At 61.5% G+C, this 19,766-nt stretch carries 19 protein-coding genes; 9 read left to right on the top strand and 10 right to left on the bottom strand.

The window, feature by feature from the left end; genetic code table 11:
* The 3 genes from cyoB to cyoD are packed head-to-tail and all read left to right on the top strand — an operon-like array spanning window position 1 to window position 3,073.
* The gene (cyoB, locus tag RPG13_RS14530) at window positions 1-1,995 is read left to right on the top strand and encodes a cytochrome o ubiquinol oxidase subunit I (protein WP_337125374.1); all 1,995 of its coding nucleotides are present in this window, start codon (window positions 1-3) and stop codon (window positions 1,993-1,995) included.
* Window positions 1,992-2,675, top strand: coding sequence for a cytochrome o ubiquinol oxidase subunit III (cyoC, locus tag RPG13_RS14525; RefSeq protein WP_337125373.1), 684 nt, complete (start codon window positions 1,992-1,994; stop codon window positions 2,673-2,675). Before cyoB ends, cyoC begins: the two co-directional genes overlap by 4 nt.
* Window positions 2,672-3,073, top strand: a complete 402-nt coding sequence (gene cyoD / locus RPG13_RS14520) for a cytochrome o ubiquinol oxidase subunit IV (RefSeq protein WP_126103083.1) — start codon at window positions 2,672-2,674, stop codon at window positions 3,071-3,073. The genes cyoC and cyoD overlap by 4 nt, the downstream gene beginning before the upstream one ends.
* Window positions 3,074-3,244: 171 nt before the next feature.
* Here the strand turns inward: cyoD and RPG13_RS14515 are convergent, their stop codons facing one another.
* The gene (locus tag RPG13_RS14515) at window positions 3,245-5,314 is read right to left on the bottom strand and encodes an oxidoreductase (RefSeq protein WP_337125372.1); all 2,070 of its coding nucleotides are present in this window, start codon (window positions 5,312-5,314) and stop codon (window positions 3,245-3,247) included.
* Window positions 5,315-5,556: 242 nt separating this feature from the next.
* Here RPG13_RS14515 and argE point away from each other — a divergent pair, with 242 nt between their 5' ends.
* Complete coding sequence (gene argE / locus RPG13_RS14510; protein WP_337125371.1) at window positions 5,557-6,720, top strand: acetylornithine deacetylase; 1,164 nt, start codon at window positions 5,557-5,559, stop codon at window positions 6,718-6,720.
* Window positions 6,721-6,755: 35 nt separating this feature from the next.
* Here argE and RPG13_RS14505 read toward each other — a convergent pair whose 3' ends face one another.
* The 9 genes from RPG13_RS14505 to RPG13_RS14465 all read right to left on the bottom strand — a co-directional run bounded on the left by RPG13_RS14505 (window position 6,756) and on the right by RPG13_RS14465 (window position 15,521).
* Window positions 6,756-7,706, bottom strand: a complete 951-nt coding sequence (locus RPG13_RS14505; protein ID WP_095486329.1) for a LysR family transcriptional regulator — start codon at window positions 7,704-7,706, stop codon at window positions 6,756-6,758.
* Window positions 7,707-7,756: 50 nt separating this feature from the next.
* Window positions 7,757-9,247 carry an aldehyde dehydrogenase gene (locus tag RPG13_RS14500; RefSeq protein WP_337125370.1) on the bottom strand — a complete coding sequence of 497 codons (1,491 nt, stop codon included), beginning with the start codon at window positions 9,245-9,247 and terminating at the stop codon, window positions 7,757-7,759.
* A gap of 27 nt (window positions 9,248-9,274) precedes the next feature.
* Window positions 9,275-9,949, bottom strand: a complete 675-nt coding sequence (locus RPG13_RS14495; RefSeq protein ID WP_337125369.1) for a DUF1028 domain-containing protein — start codon at window positions 9,947-9,949, stop codon at window positions 9,275-9,277.
* A 5-nt stretch (window positions 9,950-9,954) separates the two neighbouring features.
* A complete protein-coding gene (locus tag RPG13_RS14490; RefSeq protein WP_337125368.1) occupies window positions 9,955-10,419 on the bottom strand; it encodes a RidA family protein in 465 nt (154 codons plus the stop codon).
* 56 nt (window positions 10,420-10,475) lie between these two features.
* Window positions 10,476-11,750, bottom strand: a complete 1,275-nt coding sequence (locus RPG13_RS14485; protein ID WP_337125367.1) for a flavin-containing monooxygenase — start codon at window positions 11,748-11,750, stop codon at window positions 10,476-10,478.
* A gap of 200 nt (window positions 11,751-11,950) precedes the next feature.
* Window positions 11,951-12,652, bottom strand: a complete 702-nt coding sequence (locus RPG13_RS14480; RefSeq protein WP_126103091.1) for an ABC transporter ATP-binding protein — start codon at window positions 12,650-12,652, stop codon at window positions 11,951-11,953.
* Window positions 12,645-13,430, bottom strand: a complete 786-nt coding sequence (locus RPG13_RS14475; RefSeq protein WP_337125366.1) for an ABC transporter ATP-binding protein — start codon at window positions 13,428-13,430, stop codon at window positions 12,645-12,647. The genes RPG13_RS14480 and RPG13_RS14475 overlap by 8 nt, the downstream gene beginning before the upstream one ends.
* Entirely contained in the window at window positions 13,427-14,602 is a 1,176-nt protein-coding gene (locus tag RPG13_RS14470) for a branched-chain amino acid ABC transporter permease (RefSeq protein ID WP_337125365.1), read from the bottom strand. The genes RPG13_RS14475 and RPG13_RS14470 overlap by 4 nt, the downstream gene beginning before the upstream one ends.
* 1 nt (window position 14,603) lies before the next feature.
* The gene (locus RPG13_RS14465; protein WP_126103093.1) at window positions 14,604-15,521 is read right to left on the bottom strand and encodes a branched-chain amino acid ABC transporter permease; all 918 of its coding nucleotides are present in this window, start codon (window positions 15,519-15,521) and stop codon (window positions 14,604-14,606) included.
* A gap of 191 nt (window positions 15,522-15,712) precedes the next feature.
* On the opposite strand from RPG13_RS14465, the gene RPG13_RS14460 reads away from it, so the two are divergent.
* The 5 genes from RPG13_RS14460 (at window position 15,713) to RPG13_RS14440 (ending at window position 19,710) form a co-directional block, all read left to right on the top strand.
* On the top strand, window positions 15,713-16,843 hold the full coding sequence (locus tag RPG13_RS14460) for a branched-chain amino acid ABC transporter substrate-binding protein (protein ID WP_292638870.1): 1,131 nt from the start codon (window positions 15,713-15,715) through the stop codon (window positions 16,841-16,843).
* Window positions 16,844-16,935: 92 nt separating this feature from the next.
* Complete coding sequence (locus RPG13_RS14455; protein WP_126103095.1) at window positions 16,936-18,030, top strand: ABC transporter ATP-binding protein; 1,095 nt, start codon at window positions 16,936-16,938, stop codon at window positions 18,028-18,030.
* Complete coding sequence (locus RPG13_RS14450) at window positions 18,027-18,371, top strand: hypothetical protein (RefSeq protein WP_337125364.1); 345 nt, start codon at window positions 18,027-18,029, stop codon at window positions 18,369-18,371. The genes RPG13_RS14455 and RPG13_RS14450 overlap by 4 nt, the downstream gene beginning before the upstream one ends.
* A complete protein-coding gene (locus tag RPG13_RS14445) occupies window positions 18,341-18,925 on the top strand; it encodes an ABC transporter permease (RefSeq protein ID WP_337125363.1) in 585 nt (194 codons plus the stop codon). The genes RPG13_RS14450 and RPG13_RS14445 overlap by 31 nt, the downstream gene beginning before the upstream one ends.
* On the top strand, window positions 18,922-19,710 hold the full coding sequence (locus RPG13_RS14440) for an ABC transporter permease (RefSeq protein WP_095486319.1): 789 nt from the start codon (window positions 18,922-18,924) through the stop codon (window positions 19,708-19,710). Before RPG13_RS14445 ends, RPG13_RS14440 begins: the two co-directional genes overlap by 4 nt.
* Window positions 19,711-19,766: the final 56 nt, after the last annotated feature.

The raw sequence follows: 19,766 nt of genomic DNA, 5'->3' as shown, positions 1-19,766 counted from the left end.
ATGCTGGGAAAGCTCGACTGGTCCGCCATTCCCTTCGATGAGCCGATTCCGCTCATCGCCGCTCTCGTCGTCTTCCTTGCGGCTATCGGCGTGTTGGCCTGGATCACCGTCAAAGGCTTTTGGCCCTACCTGTGGCGCGAGTGGATCACCTCGGTGGACCACAAGCGGATCGGCGTCATGTACGTACTTTTGGCGGGGCTCATGCTGCTGCGCGGCTTCGTCGACGCGATCATGATGCGCACCCAGCAGATCGCCGCCGTGCATGGGCCAGGCTTTCTGCCGCCCGACCACTACGACCAGATATTTTCCGCGCATGGCACCATCATGATCTTCTTCGGCGCAATGCCGTTCATGATCGGCCTCATGAATTTCGTGGTTCCGCTGCAACTCGGAGTGCGCGACGTGGCCTTTCCGACGCTCAATTCCGTCAGCCTCTGGCTGACCGCGTCGGGTGCACTGCTTGTCAACATTTCACTGGTTATTGGCGAATTCGCCCGCACCGGGTGGCTCCCCTACGCGCCGCTATCGGAGCTCGACTACTCCCCGGGCGTCGGCGTCGATTACTATCTCTGGGCGATCCAGATCTCGGGCGTCGGCACGCTGATGACCGGCGTCAATCTGGTTGCCACGATTCTGAAGATGCGCGCTCCGGGGATGGGCTATCTGCGCATGCCCATGTTCTGCTGGACCTCGCTCGCCGCCAACCTCCTCATCGTCGCGGCGTTTCCCATCCTGACGGCGACATTGGCGATGCTCACGCTCGATCGCTATCTAGGGTTCCATTTCTTCACGAACGAGGCTGGCGGCAACCCTATGATGTTCGTGAACCTCATCTGGGCCTGGGGCCATCCGGAGGTCTATATCCTCGTGCTGCCCGCCTTCGGCATCTTTTCGGAAGTGTTCTCCACCTTCTCGTCAAAGCCGCTGTTCGGTTACCGTTCGATGGTGGCCGCTACGCTCTTCATCTGCATCGTTTCGTTCATGGTGTGGCTGCATCACTTCTTCACCATGGGCGCCGGCGCAGATGTGAATGCCGCCTTCGGCATCGCCACCTCGATCATTGCAGTCGGTACCGGCGTGAAGATCTACAACTGGCTCTTCACCATGTATGGCGGACGCATTCGCTTCGACACGCCGATGCTGTGGGCCATCGGCTTCATCACCACCTTCACCGTCGGCGGCATGACCGGCGTGCTGCTGGCCGTTCCGCCTGCCGATTTCATGCTGCACAACTCGATGTTCCTGGTCGCGCATTTCCACAATGTCATCATCGCAGGCGTGCTGTTTGGGGCTTTCGCAGGCTTCACCTATTGGTTCCCGAAGGCGTTCGGCTTCCGGCTGCATGAGGGCTGGGGCAAGGCAGCGTTCTGGTTCACGCTGCTGGGGTTCATTCTCGTCTTCCTGCCACTGTATATCGTCGGCCTGCAGGGGATGACGCGCCGCCTTCAGCACATCGAAATCGACCCTTGGGTGCCTTGGTTGATCGTTGCGGCCTGCGGTATTCTTGTGATGATCGTTGGTGCGGCCTGTCAGATCACGCAGCTTGTCGTATCGATCAGGCACAGTGATGAGTTGCGCGACGAAACCGGCGATCCATGGGACGGCCGCTCGCTGGAATGGTCTACATCGTCTCCGCCGCCAAGCTTCAATTTTGCCAGACTTCCGCATGTGGGAGGCGAGGAAGCCTACTGGACCATGAAGCAGCGCAGGATCGAAATGCAGGATTCGGGCGAGGAGCCGGCCTATGAACCGATCGAGATGCCGAAGAACAGTCCTACCGGATTCGTGGCCGCCTTCTTCGCGACCCTCGTTGGATTCGCGCTCATATGGCACATCTGGTGGCTAGCCATTGTCGGTCTTGTCGGCGCCTACGCCACCTTCGTGGTCTTTGCCTGGCGTGACGTCGCCGAATATGAGGTCTCCGCCGAAGATCTCGAGCGCATTGAACGCGCTGGCCGGGCTGGGTGGTCCAAGCGCCGGGAGGAACTCGCATGAGCGCCGTCTCGGGAGCGCTGCCAGGCGCCATTTCGGCTGGCAGGCCAGATCCACATCGGCTCGGCCATGGCTCAGGCCATGGTCATGGTGCGACAGGGCACGGCGAAGGTGGACCGGCCTCGAAATTCGTGACCGTCGCCTACGGCTTCTGGATTTTCCTGCTGTCCGACATCATCATGTTCTCGGCCTTCTTCGCGGCCTACGCCGTGCTGGCGAAGGAGATCGCCGGAGGCCCGGCCGGCCGCGCTCTGTTCGAACTCCCCAGGGTCGCGATCCAGACCGGGCTGCTTCTCACCTCCAGCTTCACTTGCGGTCTGGGAAGTCTTGCCAGTCACCGGCGCGATATGGTCTGGACACAGATCTGGCTACTCGTGACCGGAATCCTGGGCGCCGCATTTCTGATGCTCGAGGTGCAGGAGTTCGCCGGAATGATCGAGGAAGGTGCCGGCCCTTCGCGCAGCGCCTTCCTTTCTGCCTTCTTTGCGCTGGTTGGATGCCATGGCCTGCACGTGGGAATGGGCCTGCTTTGGCTGGGCACGATGATCGCGCAGCTTTGGGTGAAGGGTTTTCGCGACGACATCTTGCGTCGCCTTCAGTGTTTCAACCTGTTCTGGCATGCGCTGGACATCATCTGGATCGCGATCTTCACTCTCGTGTATCTTCTGGGAGCCAGTGCATGAGCGATCGCGACCACCGCCCCGAAGAATTTGCCGACCTTGACGATTCCGCGCCTGGCGAAGAGCGCATCAACGAGCAGGAGCTGGCCGGCGGCCTGCTGGGCTACGCACTGGGGTTTGGCCTGGCCATCCTGCTGACTGTCGCCTCTTTCGTTGCGGCGCAGAGCGGTCTCATCTACCAGCCGGCGATCATCTCAGCGCTCGTTGTGCTCGCCATTGCGCAGATGGGCGTGCACCTCGTCTTCTTCATTCATCTCACCACAGGCCCGGACAACACGAACAACGTCCTGGCGCTGGCCTTCGGCGTATTCATCGTCGTGCTTGTCGTGCTCGGTTCCGTCTGGATCATGACGCACCTCAATCACAATATGATGCCGATGAACGGAATCCAAATGCAGTAGTACAGTAAACGAGACTGAGCTATCTGGGTTCTCCAGCGACCGATGACTGTCTGTGCGCCTGGCTATCTCCAAAGGTTCGGGGCGCCGCATATCCTCGCGAATCTGTGGCTCATCGAATGCTGAGCAACCGGAAGCATGAACGGCTTCAAATCTATCTATTTCTTCTCAAACCTATTCCGCGGCCAATGCCGTGATCTCGCGACGGAAGGGCAGTGCGTCGCCAATATCGGCTTCATCCAGTTCGCGCGCAAAGCGGTGCCCCGCATAAGTTGCCCACGCGATCGGCCCCGGCGCCTCGGCATCGCCGATGACCTTGATCGAGCGAATGCCGTTATCGGCCCATTCGTCCCTCCGCGCCTTTAAGCCCTGCCAGACGCCATCGTCCTGTTGGCGCGACGTCACCAGCACCACAGCGTCTGCAGCGATGTCACGTCGGTTGCCAGTATATGCACAGGCGGTGGCAACACCTCCCGGCACAATGCGCGTCACGATCCGGTTCAACACGATCTCGACGCCGAGCTCAGCCAGCCGGCGATGGATGGCACCCTGCTCCAGCGTGTTGCGGGTCCAGTCGGATACATAGGCGGATGGCGTCACCAGCGTCACCCTCGCGCCCTGGCGCGCCATAAGCTCCGCCAGAACGCCACCCATGTAGTAGTGGTCGTCGTCGAACAGCACGACATTGCCGGTCGGCACATTGCCGCCCATCAGATCGTCCGGCGTGTAGACCGGCATGACCGGATCGATCGGCATCGGCACGACATGCGCGCGCGCCACGCCGTCGCTGCGCCATGTCGAGCCGGTGGCGATGGCAACGTTTTGAAAGCCGAAGGCCAATATGTCCTCGGCAGACAACCGGCTTTCGAAATAGACGTCGACATTCGACATTTGGCTGAGCTGATACTGGCGATAGTCGCGCACGCGGCCCCATGCGGAGAGGCCAGGCAAGCGGCATTCGCGCGCCACGCGGCCGCCGAGTTCGGTGCCGGCTTCGGCAACGGCCACCTGATAGCCACGCAGGCCGAGTGCGCGAGCGGCCTCCAGCCCGGCAGGGCCGGCGCCGACGATCAGCACGCTCTCGCTGTCGCCCTTGGCCTGCATGTGTTCCGGATGCCAGCCTTTGCGCCACTCCTCCATGAACGTTGGATTCTGCGTGCAGCGCGAGATGGACATCGTCATGTCGCCGGTAATGCAGATGTTGCAGCCGATGCATTCGCGAATATCCTCGATCCGCCCCTCCTCCACCTTCTTCGGCAGGAAGGGATCGGCAATCGATGGCCGCGCGCAGCCGATGAAATCAAGCGTGCCGGACCTGATCATCTTCACCATCACATCGGGCGACGTGAAGCGACCGACACCGACGACCGGCTTCGAGGTCAGCTTCTTGATACCGGACACGAGGCTCTCCTGCGCGGCCTCCTCCTTGAACCGAGACGGCCCGGAGCAGTCCTCCCAGGCGCCATGGGCCAAATCCCAGAGGTCGGGCAGGTCGGCGTGCATCTCGATCATGTCACGCACTTCGGAATTGGCGAAGCCAAGCTCGCCGATCATCTCGTCCAACGACAGCCGCAGCGTCAGGCCGCAGGTGCCGCCGATGGCATCCCGGCCCTCTTCGATCAGCTCACGCATCAGCCGCGAGCGGTTTTCCAGCGAGCCGCCATATTCGTCACTGCGCTGGTTGGTGGCGGTAGACAGGAAGTGCTGGATGATGCCGAAGCCATGCGCGCCGTAGAGACAGACCAGATCGAAGCCCGCCTGCCTGGCACGCTTGAAGGCATTGCGGTGCCAGCGGCGCAGGTCGCGGATATCTTGCTTGTCCATGGCGCGCGCCTGAACCGGATCGTTGGTGAAGGTCCGGATGGGCAAAGCCGACGGTCCGCGTGGCACTTCCTTGGTGTAGAGGTTCGGACCGTTGATGCCTGAATAGGCCAGCTGGATGCCGGCCAGCGCGCCATGCTGATGCATGGCGCTGGCCATCTTGGCCAGTGCTGGGATATCGGCGTCGTCCCACAGCCTGAGCTCGATGAAGGGCGTGATCTCCGAGGTATGGTGCATCTCGGTCTGCTCGGTGAAGATGACGCCCCAGCCGCCTTCCGACTTGATGCGGCGCATCTCGGCGGCGGCGGAAGGATCGCGGTAGCCGCCGCCATTGCAATGCGGAACCTGATAGAAGCGGTTCTTGGCGGTCACTGGACCGATCTTCATGGGCTCGAACAGAATGTCGTAGCGTGGATCGCGCATGGAACTTTCCTCGAGCCGTGGCGCAAGCCGGTCTGCCAAGCGCCATTGGGTTGATGCCGAGAGACTACTCATAAGTTGAGGCAGGCGCCGGAAAACTACAGATTTCTTCCGTGCCGATTAGGACCCGCCTAATCGGCACGGCCTGGATTAGCATCCGGTGAATCCCGGCTGAGCCAAATGCGACTTCAAGGCCGTGGCCACGCGATGCTAGATAGCTCGCACGGGCAACGAGATTTAGACGCATGGACAGCATCCGGATCCTTGAAAAGCTGATCGCATTCCCGACGGTGAGCCGTGACCCGAATCTCGACCTCATCGGCTACGTAGCGGACCTGCTGGACGCACATGGCATTGCTTGCCAGATCATTCAAAGCGGGGATGGCCATAAAGCCAACCTCTTTGCCACCATCGGACCGGCCGGCACTTCCGGCATCATGCTGTCCGGCCACACCGACGTCGTTCCCATCGACGGCCAGAACTGGACGCTGCCGCCCTTCGAGATGAGCGAGCGCGACGGCAAGCTTTACGGACGCGGGGCGGCCGACATGAAGGGCTTCGTCGCCAGCGCGCTCGCTGCATGTGTCACGGCCTCGAAAATGACACTGCAGACCCCGTTGCACCTGGCACTCTCCTACGACGAGGAGATCGGCTGCATCGGCGTGCGCAGCCTGATCGACATGCTGCGAGGAGCCCCGCAACGGCCGTTGCTATGCATCATCGGCGAGCCGACCGGCATGAAGGTGGCGACGGGTCACAAGGGCAAGCTTGCCGCACGCGCCATCTGCAAGGGACGCGAAGGCCATTCGGCGCTGGCTCCACTGGCGCTCAACGCCATCCATCTCGGCTGCGACTTCGTCGCCGCCTTGCGCCGGGAGCAGGACCGGCTGGCGCGTGATGGCGCCCGCGATGGCGACTACGACATTCCCTACACAACCGTCCACGTCGGCAAGATGAACGCCGGCGTGGCGCTGAACATCGTGCCGAACCTCTGTCAGATCGACTTCGAGATCCGCAATATTGCAGCCGACAACCCTCAGGAGATCCTCGACGGTCTGCGCGCGGAGGCAGCGCGCATTGCCGTCGAAGCTTCGGCCATCGCGCCCGAGGCGGCGATCGACATCGACATCACCAACACCTATCCCGGCCTGGATACGCCGCTCAGTTCGCAAGCCGTCGCTTTCGTCAAATCGCTGACCGGCGCCAACGACACCATCAAGGTTGCCTTCGGCACGGAAGGTGGCCTTTTCAGCAGCGATCTCGGCACGCCGACGGTCGTATGCGGACCGGGGTCGATGGCGCAAGGGCACAAGCCGGACGAATTCGTCAGCGTCGAGCAGATGCGCCGCTGCGACAACATGCTGGACGAATTGCTGCGGCGGCTTGTCGTCCACCAGCTTCGAGCTTAGCAACAGAGCGGTTCCGATTTGATTGGGTGGCTGATCTAGCCAATCGACTGGTGTTCCACCGCCCGCCCGGCGCCGAATACGCCTTGCTCAACCACAAAATGCCGGCAGTGATCGATGAACGCCTGGACGGTTTGCGTGCGATGTTCAGAGTTGGGCAAGGCGACGCCCATGGTCAGAGGTCGCAAGTCACCATCCAGCGGCACAAAGACAAGTGGCTTGCCGTCCGGCGCCAGGGTGTTGAGCGGCCGCATATTGGCGATGCCGTAGCCGAAGCCATTGGCCACCATAGTGCGCATAACCGCAATGTCGCCTGTGCGCTCGGCGATGTTCGGTCGGATTCCCCGCTGGTGGAACGCCGACAGGAAATATTCGCGACTGAAAGGCAGGTCGAGCAACACCATCGGCTCGTCGGCCAATTCTTCCGTCGTGATCGACGCCTTTCCCGCAAAGCGGTGCCCCGCTGGCAGCATGACATAGGCTGGCACCAGGATCAGCGGCTCAAAGGTCATGTCCTGCGACAGTTCGAGATCGTATGTCAGGGCAAGGTCGATTTCGCCGCGCTGCAGCATCTCGAGCAACTGCCCTTGATTGCGCTCGAACTGCCGTACGCGCACATCAGGATAGGCGCGCTCGAACTTCATGCGCAGAGCCGGCAGGACGATCTGCGCGAACGTCAGCAAGCATCCTACTGCCAGCGGGCCGCGCACCTTTTCTGCAATGTCGCCAGCGACGTCATGCAAGGCGTCGGCGTCGTTGAGCAAGCGGGCGGCTTCCTTAAGGAAGACGCGACCGCCGGCGGTGAGCGAGAGGCCGTGCGAATGCTTGCGGACAAAAAGCTGGACGCCGAACTCAGTTTCCAGCTGCGCGATGGAGGCCGAAATCGATGGCGGTGACACGTTGACCTGTTCGGCCGCCTTTGCAATGGAGCCAGCCTCGCCAACGGCGACGAAATATTCCAACTGTCTGAGCGTAAAGCGTAGCGGCATGGCTGGCTATGTTGCCGGTTTAGGTGCTTCGATCAAGCCTTTGCCATCCATCAGTATTTGATCCACGTCGTCTTGAGCGCGGTGTACTTGTCGAGCGCATGCAGCGACAGGTCGCGGCCGAAGCCGGATTGCTTGAAGCCACCGAACGGCGTCATCGGGCTCAGCGCGTCGACCGTGTTGACGGAAACCGTGCCGGCATGGAGCCGGCCGGCGATGCGGTGTGCACGCGACAGGCTGTCGGTCCACAGCGATGCGGCCAGCCCGTATGGACTGTCATTGGCCATACGGATCGCCTCCGCCTCGTCGTCGAAGGCGATGACAGAAAGCACCGGCCCGAATATCTCGTCCCGCGCAATCGGATCGGTATGCGCGACATCGTCGAAGATGGTGGGTTGGATAAAGCTGCCGCGCCCGTTGACCGTGACCAGATCGCCGCCCGCAACCAAGCGCGCGGTTTTCTTGCCGGCCTCGACAAACCGCATGACATTGGCCGCGTGACGGGCATCGACCATCGCGCCCATTTTCGAAGCCGGATCGAGTGGATCGCCGGGCTGCGTGGCCGCCGCACGCTGCACGAGCCTTTCCACAAGAACATCCTTGATGCCGCGCTGCACGAGCAACCGTGAATTGGCGGAGCAGACTTCGCCCTGGTTGAAGAAGATACCAAAGGCCGCCATATCGGCCGCTGCATCGAGGTTGCTGCAATCGGCAAAGACGAGGTTGGGGCTCTTGCCGCCGGTTTCCAGCCAGACCTGCTTCATGTTCGACTGACCGGAGTACTGCAGGAACATCTTGCCCACGGCAGTCGAGCCGGTGAAGGCAAGGCAATCCACATCCATGTGGCGGCCAAGCGCCTGGCCGGCGGTTTCGCCAAGGCCGGGCACCACATTGAGCACGCCAGCCGGCAGGCCCGCTTCAACAGCCAGTTCCGCCAGCCGCAGGGCCGACAAGGGCGACTGCTCGGCCGGTTTCAGCACCACCGAATTGCCCGCCGCCAGCGCCGGCGCGCACTTCCAGGTCGCCATGTCGAGTGGAAAATTCCACGGCACCACTGCGCCGATCACGCCAAGCGGCTCGCGCCGCACCAACACCAGATCGCCTTCGCCGGTTGGCGCCACTTCGTCATAGATCTTGTCGATGGCTTCGCCATACCATTGGAAGATCGCTGCCGAGCCGGGGACGTCGACCGAGGCCGCATCTTTGACGAGTTTGCCCATGTCGAGCGATTCAAGCAGGGCCAGTTCATGCAGGTTTTCGCGCAGCAACTGCGCCAGCCGCAACAACACCTCCTTGCGGTGTGCCGGACTGGTCCGTGACCAGACGCCGGCGTTGAAGCTGCGCCGTGCCGCGGCAACACCCAGATCAATATCTTCCTCGCCACAAGACGCCACTTCGGCCAGCACTTCGCCGGTTGCCGGATTGACGCTGGCGAAGGTTCGGCCGGAACGGGCTGCAACCGGCTTACCGTCGATGAACGCCTTGTCGCAAAAACGGATCGCGGATGCTTTGCCGATCCAGTCCTTGTGGCTGAGTTCGCTCATCGCAGATGTCCCGTGGCTGTGTCTTGACTATTCATCGCCGGGCACGCCGTAGCTCGGCGCATCGGATGGATTTATCGCGCGGGTCACATAGGCATCGAGCTGCGGCTTGTAGAGCTCCCACAGCGTCGCCAGTTGCTCGATCGGGCAGTCGTCGGTCCAGTCGCAGCGCAGATCGGCGACCGGCCACGCAACCTCACGCACCAGCTTCATTCCGGCGGAATGGACCGGGCCCGCCTCGCCGCCTGCTTTCAGCGCGGCGCGCATGGTCGCGATGAGGCGGTCGCCCAGATGTCCTTCCGACGCCAGAAAGGCATCGACCATGGCTTGCGGCACTCCGTCATGGGCAAGCATGTTGCCGCCGCAGGCGACATTTTCCGCGCGCGCTTCCGCCCAGATGCCAAGCGCCTTGGGACCTGAATGTATCGCGGTCGTCCCGGCGGCATCGACAGCCAGCACCTGCCGGTATTCGCTATAGGCGCCGGTGCGCTTCAATATGGCGACCGCCTCGGCGGCCGAAGCGCCGCGCGCCAGCAGTTCGAGGCCTCGCAGCCCAAGCGTCGGATCGGTGACGTTCTGGCTGGCAATGGCGCCGACGCCTGCCTGCGCAAAGGCACAGCGCGCCGCGACCGCAGGCGACGAGGATGACACCGCGACCCCGAACATGCCGGTGCGGCTGCACCGCGCGACAATGGAAAAGGTCATGGCCGTCAGTCCCGGATGATCGAAGTGCGATCATCCGGGATGATCGAAGTGCGATCATCCGGAATGACGGCGGTGCCGTCGATCTCGACCAGCCAGTCTGGCCGCGCCAGAGCCTGCACGACGAGGCCGGTTGAAACGGGATGCACGCCTTTGATGTACTCGCCCATGGTGCGGTAGACCGCCTCGCGATGGCGCACGTCGGTGATGTAGACCACCACCTTGACCAGGTGCTCCATGGACCCGCCGCACTCCTCGATCAGCTGGCGGATGTTCTGCATGACCTTGTGCGTCTGCTCGACGGGATCATGGCTGTCGATATTCTTGGCCGTATCGAGGTCCTGCGGACACTGGCCACGCAGATAGACGGTCCTGCCGCCCCGCGTAACGACCGCCTGACACAGATCGTTGTCGAGCTTCTGCTCGGGATAGGTGTCTTTGGTGTTGAACTTGCGAATTCTGGTATGCGCCATCTTGGTCTCCGTCAGATCAGGCTCGAGGTCGGGACATCCGTTGCAGTTGCCGTTGGCTACGCCACCTTGGTGTCGCGCTTCGCGGACGCATGGTAGGCTAGGTATTTGCGCTGCGTGGAAATATGGTCCGCCACATGCTGGGCGTCATGCCAGACGCCCCAGATGAAGCTGGATCCCCTGCGCGATTGCCACGGCAGGCCCAGGAAATAGATTCCGGGCTCGGTCGACACACCGCGCTGATGCCTCGGCTTGCCCTTTTCGTCGAACACATCGACTTTCAGCCAGTTGTAATCGACGGTGAATCCCGTTGCCCAGATGATCGAACCTATTCCTGCTTCTGCCAAGTTGAGATCGAGAATCGGATCGGTCACGCATTGCGGGTCCGACCCGATCTTGCGGGCCTCGGGCTCTTCGGGAAGGTCAAGGCCGTTTCGGGCAACATAGGCGTCGGCCTCGTCCAGCACCGACATATAGTTCGCATCGCCGCGAGCGATATTCCTGGCCAGATCGGGCGCGAAGGTCATGATACCGTCCCTGTACAATTCCGTCCGGCCAACCAGCGTCATCCCTTGCGCGGCAAGACGCCGGAAGTCGATCGTTTGGCCGCCACGCGCACCGCTCACCGCGATGGTGACATGTTCCGTGCCGGGCGCCGGCGCCTGGGCGTCCCACTTGCCCAAAACCCCCAGCCACCAGCAGAAGTCACGCTCGCGATAGGCCCGCGGCGGGCGATCATGCGGCCCGACCGAGAGGTAGACGCGCCTTCCCGCACACAAGAGTTCGTCCGCGATCTGCACCCCCGAGGATCCCGAACCGACCACCAGCACCGCACCGTCGGGCAGTTGGCCGGGATTACGATAGGCGCTGGAATGGGTCTGCATGAGCCCGGCATCTGCGGGAACGATGGCCGGGACAACGGGATGTTGGAAAGCTCCGGTGGCGGCAACCAAATTGCTGGCCTCGATCACGCCATCGGAGGTTTCGACCTGGAAACCGGGACGGCCGACGAGCCGGTGCACTTTCTTTACCTCGACGCCGCAGCGGATAGGGGCCGTGATCATTTCCGCATAAGCGACAAAATAGTCCGCAACCTTCTCCTTGGAGACAAAGGCATCGGGATGGGTGTCCGGAAACTCCATGCCCGGAAAACGATCGTGCCAGGCGGGACCATTGGCAACCAAAGAGTCCCATCTTTCGGAGCGCCAGCGTTCGGCGATACGCCGGCGCTCGAGCACAAGATGAGGCACGCCGCACTTGCTCAGATGCTCGCTCATAGCCAATCCCGCCTGGCCGCCGCCAACAACGAGCGTGTCTACTTTTTCAACTGACATTTCAGCGGCCCTTTCTGGCTCTCCCTGAGAATTTCTGCGGATGCGACGGAGGTCTGATCGTTGGTTTACTGAAGGGGCCCGGTAGCGAAAATTACGATTTCATGTGGCAGTGGTTAGCTTGTCCCTAAATGCTGGATGCCATCGCCAAAGAAGTGAACGTGGGATCATCGCCGCTGCGACAGACGAAATTACCGGGAGGCTCAGAGATAAAGGCTTCTGGCCGCCTTGGACGAGAGTAGCTCCTTTGCCGGTCCTTCCTGGGCGACCTTGCCCTTGACCAGGACATAGCCACGATCGGCGATGCCTAGTCCCATTTCCGCATTCTGTTCGATCAGCAGGATGGTCGTGCCGCGGCGATGGATCTCCCGGGTGATCTCGAAATACTCGCCGATGAGCTTGGGCGAGAGACCAAGCGACGGTTCGTCCATGATCACGAGCCTGGGTTCGCCGATCAGCGCGCGCGCCAGCGCGACCATCGCCTGTTCGCCGCCGGACAGAGTGCCAGCCACCTGGCGCAAACGCTCCTGGATACGCGGAAACAGATTGCCCATTTTGTCCAGCTGCGCCTCGAAATCGGGACCCCGGCCGGACACCGCGTCGTAGCCCAGGCGCAGGTTCTCAATCACGGTCAGGCTGGGAAACAGCCGGCGCCCTTCCGGAACAAGGCCGACACCAAGCGACGCGAGGTTTTCCGTGCCAAGCGTCGCCATGTCCCGGCCCATCACCTCGACCTTGCCGCGCTGGGCGCGCACAACGCCGCATACGGTCATGAAGGTTGTCGTCTTGCCGGCGCCATTCGGCCCGAGCAGGCAGACCAGTTCGCCGGGACGAACGCTCATCGCCACGCCGCGCAGCATCGGGACCGCCCCGTAGCTGGTATCGACACCCTTCAGCTCAAGCATGGGCGACCGCCTTCCCGAGATAGGCTTCCTGGACGCGCGGGTCGGCGCGCACCGCCGCAAAGTCACCCTCGGCGATCTTGCTGCCATAGTCGATGCACGCGACGTGGTGCGGGAATGCCTCGACCACGCGCATGTCGTGCTCGATCAGGACCACCGACAGCTCGGGGTTTTGCGCACGCAGCCGCACAATGTCGGCCACCAATGCGTCCGTCTCCGTATCGTCCATGCCGACCGACGGTTCGTCGAGCAGCAAAAGCTTGGGCTGCGAGGCCAGTGCGCGGGCTATCTCCAGCCGGCGCCGGTCGGCCTGCGCCAGCGTTCCCGCTGGCCGATAACGCTGTTCGAACAGGCCGCCGGATCCGAGCTTGAGCAGGGTTTCGGCCTTTTCCACGCAGGCCGCCATCTCGCGGCGCGACGCGCCCGGCCGGAACAGCGCATCCAGCACACCGGTCTTCGTGCGGGTGTGCATGCCGATGATGACGTTGTCGAGGACGCTGAGGTCCGAGAACAGCCGCGACGACTGAAATGTGCGGGCGATGCCACGATCGACGACTTCATAGGACGGGCGGCTGGTGATCTCGGTGCCGTTGAACGTCACCCGGCCGGAGGTCGGCCGGTAGACGCCAGTCACGACGTTGAACAGCGTCGACTTGCCGGCGCCATTCGGGCCGATGACGGCGAGCACCGCGCCCTTGTCGATCGAAAGGCTGACATCGTTGAGCGCGACCAACCCGCCGAAGCGCATCGTCAAATTCTCGACTTTGAGAAGCGCGCTCACAGATCGCCCCCGTATCGCCGCATGCGTTGCGGGAACAACCCCTGCGGCCGGATCATCAGGAAGCCGATGATGACGACGCCGAAGAACAGCAGGCGGTAGTCGGCGAAGGCGCGCAGTTTCTCGGGCAGGATGGTCAGCAGGAACGCACCGACGATGACGCCGAAAATGTTGTCCATGCCGCCGACGATGACCATGGTCATGATGGTGACGGAGACGAGGAAGGTGAAATTGTCGGGGGAAATGTAGGACACGTAGAAGGCGTAGATCGTGCCGGCAAAGGCGGCCAGGAAGGCATCGACCGCGAACGCCAACACCTTGAACCACGCCACATTGATGCCTTGCGCCTTGGCGGCGATCTCGTCGGCGCGCAGTGCGTTCCAGGCCAGCCCGATGCGCGAGCCATGCAACCGATGCGCCGTGACGATGGCGACGACGACCAGCGCCGCCGACAGATAATAGAAGTTCGCCTGGCTCGGTAGTTTCCAACCGAAGATCACCAGCGGGTCGGCGAAGGAATGCCCGAACAGGCTGGGCGCAGGAATGCCGACCAGTCCGTTGGGCCCGCCGGTCCAGCCGAAATTGTTCAGCAACTGCTGGACCACGACGCCAAAGGCGATGGTGACAAGCGCCAGATAGGTATCACGCGTGCGCATCGAAGGAATGCCGATGATGAAACCGAACAGTGTTGCAGCCAGCGCCGCGACCGGCAGTGTCAGCCAGAAACTGATACCGAAGTTGATCGCCAGCAACGCCGACACATAGGCCCCGATGCCGTAGGAAGCGCCGGTGGCGAAGTTCGGAATGTTGGCACTGCCGAGCTGGAAATTGAGCGCCAGCGCGAGCACGGCATAGAGCTGGGCGACAATCAGCAGATGCAGCATATAGGTATTCGAGCCGATGACGAATGGAAAAGCCACAACGATGACCGCCGCGGTAGCCATCGCCACAAGGGGAGCACGGGCAAAGCTGGCCAACGCGTAGTCGCCGATCCACGGCAGCCTCTCCAACAGGTAGAAGCCGAAGCCGAGCAAAGCCAGCAGGCCGACCACCTGCCAGCCGCCGTCAACCTTCAAAATGAGGTAGAGAAACGCTGCCCCGCAAAGTTGCGAGGCGATGGCGAAGACTGCGGCCGCCGCCTTGCCCGGCGCAGCAAGTGAAGCGCTACCCTGCATGCTAGACTTTCTCCATGACGGTGCGCCCAAGCAGGCCGGCCGGGCGGAAGATGAGCACGGCGATGACGAGCAGGAAGACGAACACCAATCGATAGGAAGCACCATCGGGCACAAATGTCTGCGCAAGCACCTCGATGCCAGCGATGATCAGTCCGCCCAGTATGGCGCCCGGCATCGAGCCGAGGCCGCCGATTACCGCAGCGGAAAAGCCGAGCAGGCCGGCCATGACACCGAAGTCGAACCGTGTCACGCCGGCATAGCTTGCGAACAAAAGGCCGGCAGTGGCGCCGATCGCTGAGGCGATGAAGAAAGTCGCCCGGAAGACACGTGCATCACGGATGCCCATCATCCGCGCCACGATCCGGTCCTCCGAGGCCGCCCGGATGCGCAGGCCGAGCGGGGTCAAGCGCAGGAAGACGAACAGCATGGCCACCAGCGCGATGGTCAGTACGACCACAAGCAGCGCGAACCAGCTGATGGCAACGCCGGAGACTTCGAAAGCCATGCCCGACACCAGGCGCGGGAAGGCATGCGGGTTCGAGCCTTGCGGATAGAGATGACGGATCAGCTCGCGGATGACGATGCCCAGCGCCACCGTCGCGACCAGCGCCATCATGGCAGGGGCGTCGCGAAAGCGCCTGATAACCAGCTTGTCCAGCAAGACGCCGATCAATCCGACGGCGAACACGGCTGCCGGTACCGCAACCACCAGCCAAGCGGGGCTTGAAGCCCCAACCGCCGTCGCCAACGCCTGGGCGAGCGCCAGCGAGATAAACGGCGCCGTCGTTGCGACATCGCCGTGAGAGAAATGAATGACGTTCAGGACACCGAAGATCAGACTGAATCCGATAGCCAGCAAGGCATAGATGCAGCCAAGGGTTATCCAGTTCACCAGCTGCTGGACAAGCAGTTCCGTCATTGTGCTCGCCTCCATCGGGAGCAGACGGGTATCAACCGCCATGCCGGGCGGACAGAACGAATCTCCGAACTCACGAGTCACAATTTCCGAATTTCATCACTGAATACGCGCCAATACACTGATGATCAGCCGACGATCACGATCGGCCGGGTCGCTACGATGGCGGCAGATAATTCTATTGAGGTGGAACCATGCAAAACAGGCGCAGGGCGCTTATCCGCGTATCGTCAATTCTGGCTGGGTCTCTGTTCGCCATTGCGCTGGGTGCCGCCCAGGCTCAGGCCGACCAGATCAAACTCGGCTTCATTGGACCGCTCTCCGGCGGAAACGCCCAGCAGGGCCTCGGCGCCCGCAACGGTTTCCTGCTCGCGATCGAGCAAGCCAATGCCAGCGGCTATCCGCACCAGGTGGAAGGCATCGTCCTCGATGACGCCTCCGATCCGGCCGTCGGCGTCTCGGCGGCCCAAAAGCTGGTCAACGATCCGTCGGTGATTGCCGCGACCGGACATTGGAACAGCTCGGTCGCCCTGGCGACGATCCCAGTCTTCAATCGCGCGCAGATGCCGTTCATCGTTTGGGGCGCGGTCAGCCCGAAGATCACCGAGCAGAATTTCGCGAACGTGACCCGCGTGACGCCAACGTTGGTCAACGAAAACAAGCCGTTGGCCGAAGCCATTGTCAAGCAAGGCAAGGTCAAGAAGATCGCGATCATCTCCGATACGACCGACTACGGCGCGGCCAACACCAAGTGGTTCGGCGATTTCTTCAAGGCTGCTGGCGGAGAGATCGTCTCGTCGGACGCAGCCGCGGTCGGCACCACCGATTTCCGTGCCATGCTGACCACGGCGAAGGCGGCGGCGCCTGATGCTGTCTACTTCGGTGGCGTTGTCACCGAAGCAGCGCTTGTGCGCAGCCAGATGGCCGACCTTGGAATGGGCAGTGTGCCCATGTACGGAATTTCGGGCATATACGATCCGAAGTTCATCGAGATCGCAGCCGCAGCCGCCGAGGGCACGATTGCGGGAACCCCGGCCGTACAGTCGAACCCGAAGCTCGACGAATTCAGCAAGGCCTATGAAACCAAGGGCTACACCGATCCTGCCGGTTCCTACGCCAAATATGCCTATGAGGCCACGCAGATCCTGCTCGATGTCATCAAGGAAAAGGGCATCGACGACAAGGAGGCCCTGAGCAAAGCCATTCGTGACATCCATCACAACGGCATTCTGGGAGAAGTCTCGTTCGACGCGAACGGACAAACAAACATGGCCATCGACGTCGACATGTTCGTCGTCCGCAACGGCAAATGGGAGAAGATGTAGCCGCTGATCGACGCCGCGCCCACCCTTGGTGGCGCGGCGGTGAAAATCCTTCATCGCCCGAGCTCGCAAAGACTTACCGGAGCGCCCAGACCATGAATGACGAGGCCTGCCTGCGCGCACCTCGAAAGGCTGTCGAGATCAAGGGCGTGTCCAAGGTATTCGGCACCTATCAGGCGTTGAAGCCCGTTTCCTTCGACATCTACGACAATGAGTTCTTTACGCTGCTTGGCCCGAGCGGCTGCGGCAAGACCACCCTGTTGCGCATGATCGCCGGCTTCGAGCAGCCAACGACGGGGCAAATTTTCCTGCACGGATCAAATATACAGGGACTGCCGCCGCATAAGCGGCGGGTCAACACCGTGTTCCAGAGCTACGCCCTGTTTCCGCACATGAGCGTTGAACAGAACATCGGCTTCGGGCTTGAAAACCTGGGTTGGTCAAAGGACCGCCGCGATGCGCGCGTCGCTGACATGCTTCGTCTGGTCCATATGGAGGCATTTGCCGGGCGCAAGCCGCAGCAATTGTCGGGCGGCCAGCGCCAGCGCGTCGCGCTCGCCCGCGCATTGGCGCCCGAACCGGAAGTCCTTTTGCTCGACGAACCCCTCTCGGCACTCGACCTGAAGCTACGCCAGGCTATGCGCGACGAGCTGCGCATCCTGCAGCGCAAGACCGGTATCACCTTCGTCTTCGTCACCCATGACCAGGAAGAAGCTCTCGACCTGTCGGATCGCATCTGCGTTCTCGGCGATGGCGAAATCCAGCAGCTTGGCACGCCTGCCGCGATCTACGAGGAGCCGTCAAACCGCTTCGTCGCCGACTTCATCGGCGAGACCAATTTCCTCGACGCCGAGGTGATTGCCGTCGACGGCGAGCAGGCGACCGTGACAACGCAGCTCGGCATGACCTTGACGGCTTCTCACAAGAAAGCAGTCGCCGGCCAGAAGGCCTTCATGTCGATACGCCCGGAGAAAATCAGCCTGCCTGCCCAGGACAACCCGATAGCTGTCGATGGCACGATCATGGGCACCAATTATCTCGGCGGCTACACATACTATCTCGTTGAAACGGGCGGCACCAGGCTGCGCATTTCCAAGCGCAACAGTGTCAGCCGCGGCCAGATGTTCGAGATCGGGCAGTCGGTGAAAGTCGGCTTTGCCGCCGAATCCGTGCGGATCCTCGGTGCATGACGCGGCATATCAAGAGCCCGGGCTGGAACGTGCTGGGGCTTTTGCCGACGCATCTGATCATGTTCCTCACATTGATCATACCGGTCGGCATCATCGTTCTCGTCTCGTTCTCTACCCGTGGACCGTATGGTGGTTTCGAATATGTTTTCACCACCGCACCCTACAAGCAGATACTGTTCAATGAAGGCTGGGCGGGCGAGCTCGAATTTAATCCACAATATCTGATCGTCGTTGCGAGAACTCTCCTGCTTTCGGCCGGGACGACGCTGATCTGCTTGGTCTCAGCTTCCCGGTCGCCCATTTCATCTCGTTGCAAAAGCCGTCGCTCAAGGTCGCTCTGATCTATCTCGTAACCTTGCCGTTCTGGGTCTCGATGATCGTGCGCGTCTACTCCTGGATCATCATTCTCGGCAATGAAGGCGTGATCGAAAAGACGTTGCGCGCGCTCGGGTTGATCGATGATATGGACAGTTTGCTGTTCGGTGACACCGCCATGCTGATCGGCCTCGTTTACAGTTACATCCCGCTGATGATTTTGCCGATTTTCGCCTCCATCGAGAAACTCGACCCGGCGCTTATCGAGGCATCGCACGATCTTTACGGAAGCCGCCTCGTCACGCTACACCGTGTCATCCTGCCTCTCTGTCAGCCGGGAATGCTGGCTGGCGCTATTCTGGTCTTCGTTCCGTGCCTCGGCGCAGTGCTGGAGCCGACGCTGCTCGGCGGCGGCAAGTCGATGATGATGGGAAATCTGATCCAACTGCAATTCGGCGCGGCGCGCAATTGGCCGTTGGGCGCTGCCATATCCATCGTTCTGATGACGGCAGTTCTGATATTCCTTGTTGCCAGAGGATTGCGGGCCGTACGGAGGGAAACGACGGAGCTCGCACTATGACAAACGGTTCCGATGTCAGGCGCTACCCCGGTTTCGGGCTCTTCAGCCTGCTTTTCTTCGTCTATCTCTATCTGCCCATATCGGTGGTGGTATTCTACTCGTTCAACGCCAATCGCATCGTTTCCAATTGGGGCGGTTTTTCGCTTCATTGGTATACGGCGGCGCTATCCAACTCAGCGCTGGTTTCCGCCGTGAAGGTGTCACTCATCGTCGCCGTCATCGCTACCACGATCTCGACAATCGTGGCTCTAATGGCCGCATTGGTAATCGTGCGCGGAAGGGACGTTCGTTTCCGCGGCCTTTCCGAGACAGTCGTCAATCTGCCTCTGCTGCTGCCGGAAATTGTCGTTGCCGTTGCCACGCTGATCCTGTTTTCCCAGATCGGCCTCGCGAATGGCATCGTAAAGCTGATCATCGCGCATACGACTTTCTGCATCCCGTTCGCATTCCTGCCCATACGTGCCCGCCTGCAGGGCATGGATGCTGATCTGGAAGAAGCCGCGCGCGATCTTTACGCGTCGGCATGGATCGCTTTCCGACGCGTAACTCTGCCGCTCATTCTACCGGGAGTGCTCAGCGGCGCGATGCTTGCGTTCGTCATCTCGATGGACGATTTCATCACCAGCAATCTCTTGAATTCCGGCGGCGCGACCACTCTGCCCGTTTACGTCTTCTCGCTGATCAAGCAAGGCGTGTCGCCGCAGCTCAACGCAATATCGACATTGATAATGCTGGCCTCTATCGCGCTGGCGACGGTCGCTTTTCTGCTGCAGCGGCAGAGATAGCGAAGCAAGTTTTTACCTAACCACCACATCGGCGAATTCAAATTTATTGCTGGCGC

The sequence above is a fragment of the Mesorhizobium sp. ISC15 genome (genome assembly GCF_037162615.1).
Lineage (GTDB): Bacteria > Pseudomonadota > Alphaproteobacteria > Rhizobiales > Rhizobiaceae > Mesorhizobium > Mesorhizobium mediterraneum.
This window is presented reverse-complemented; position numbering and strand designations above follow the sequence as displayed.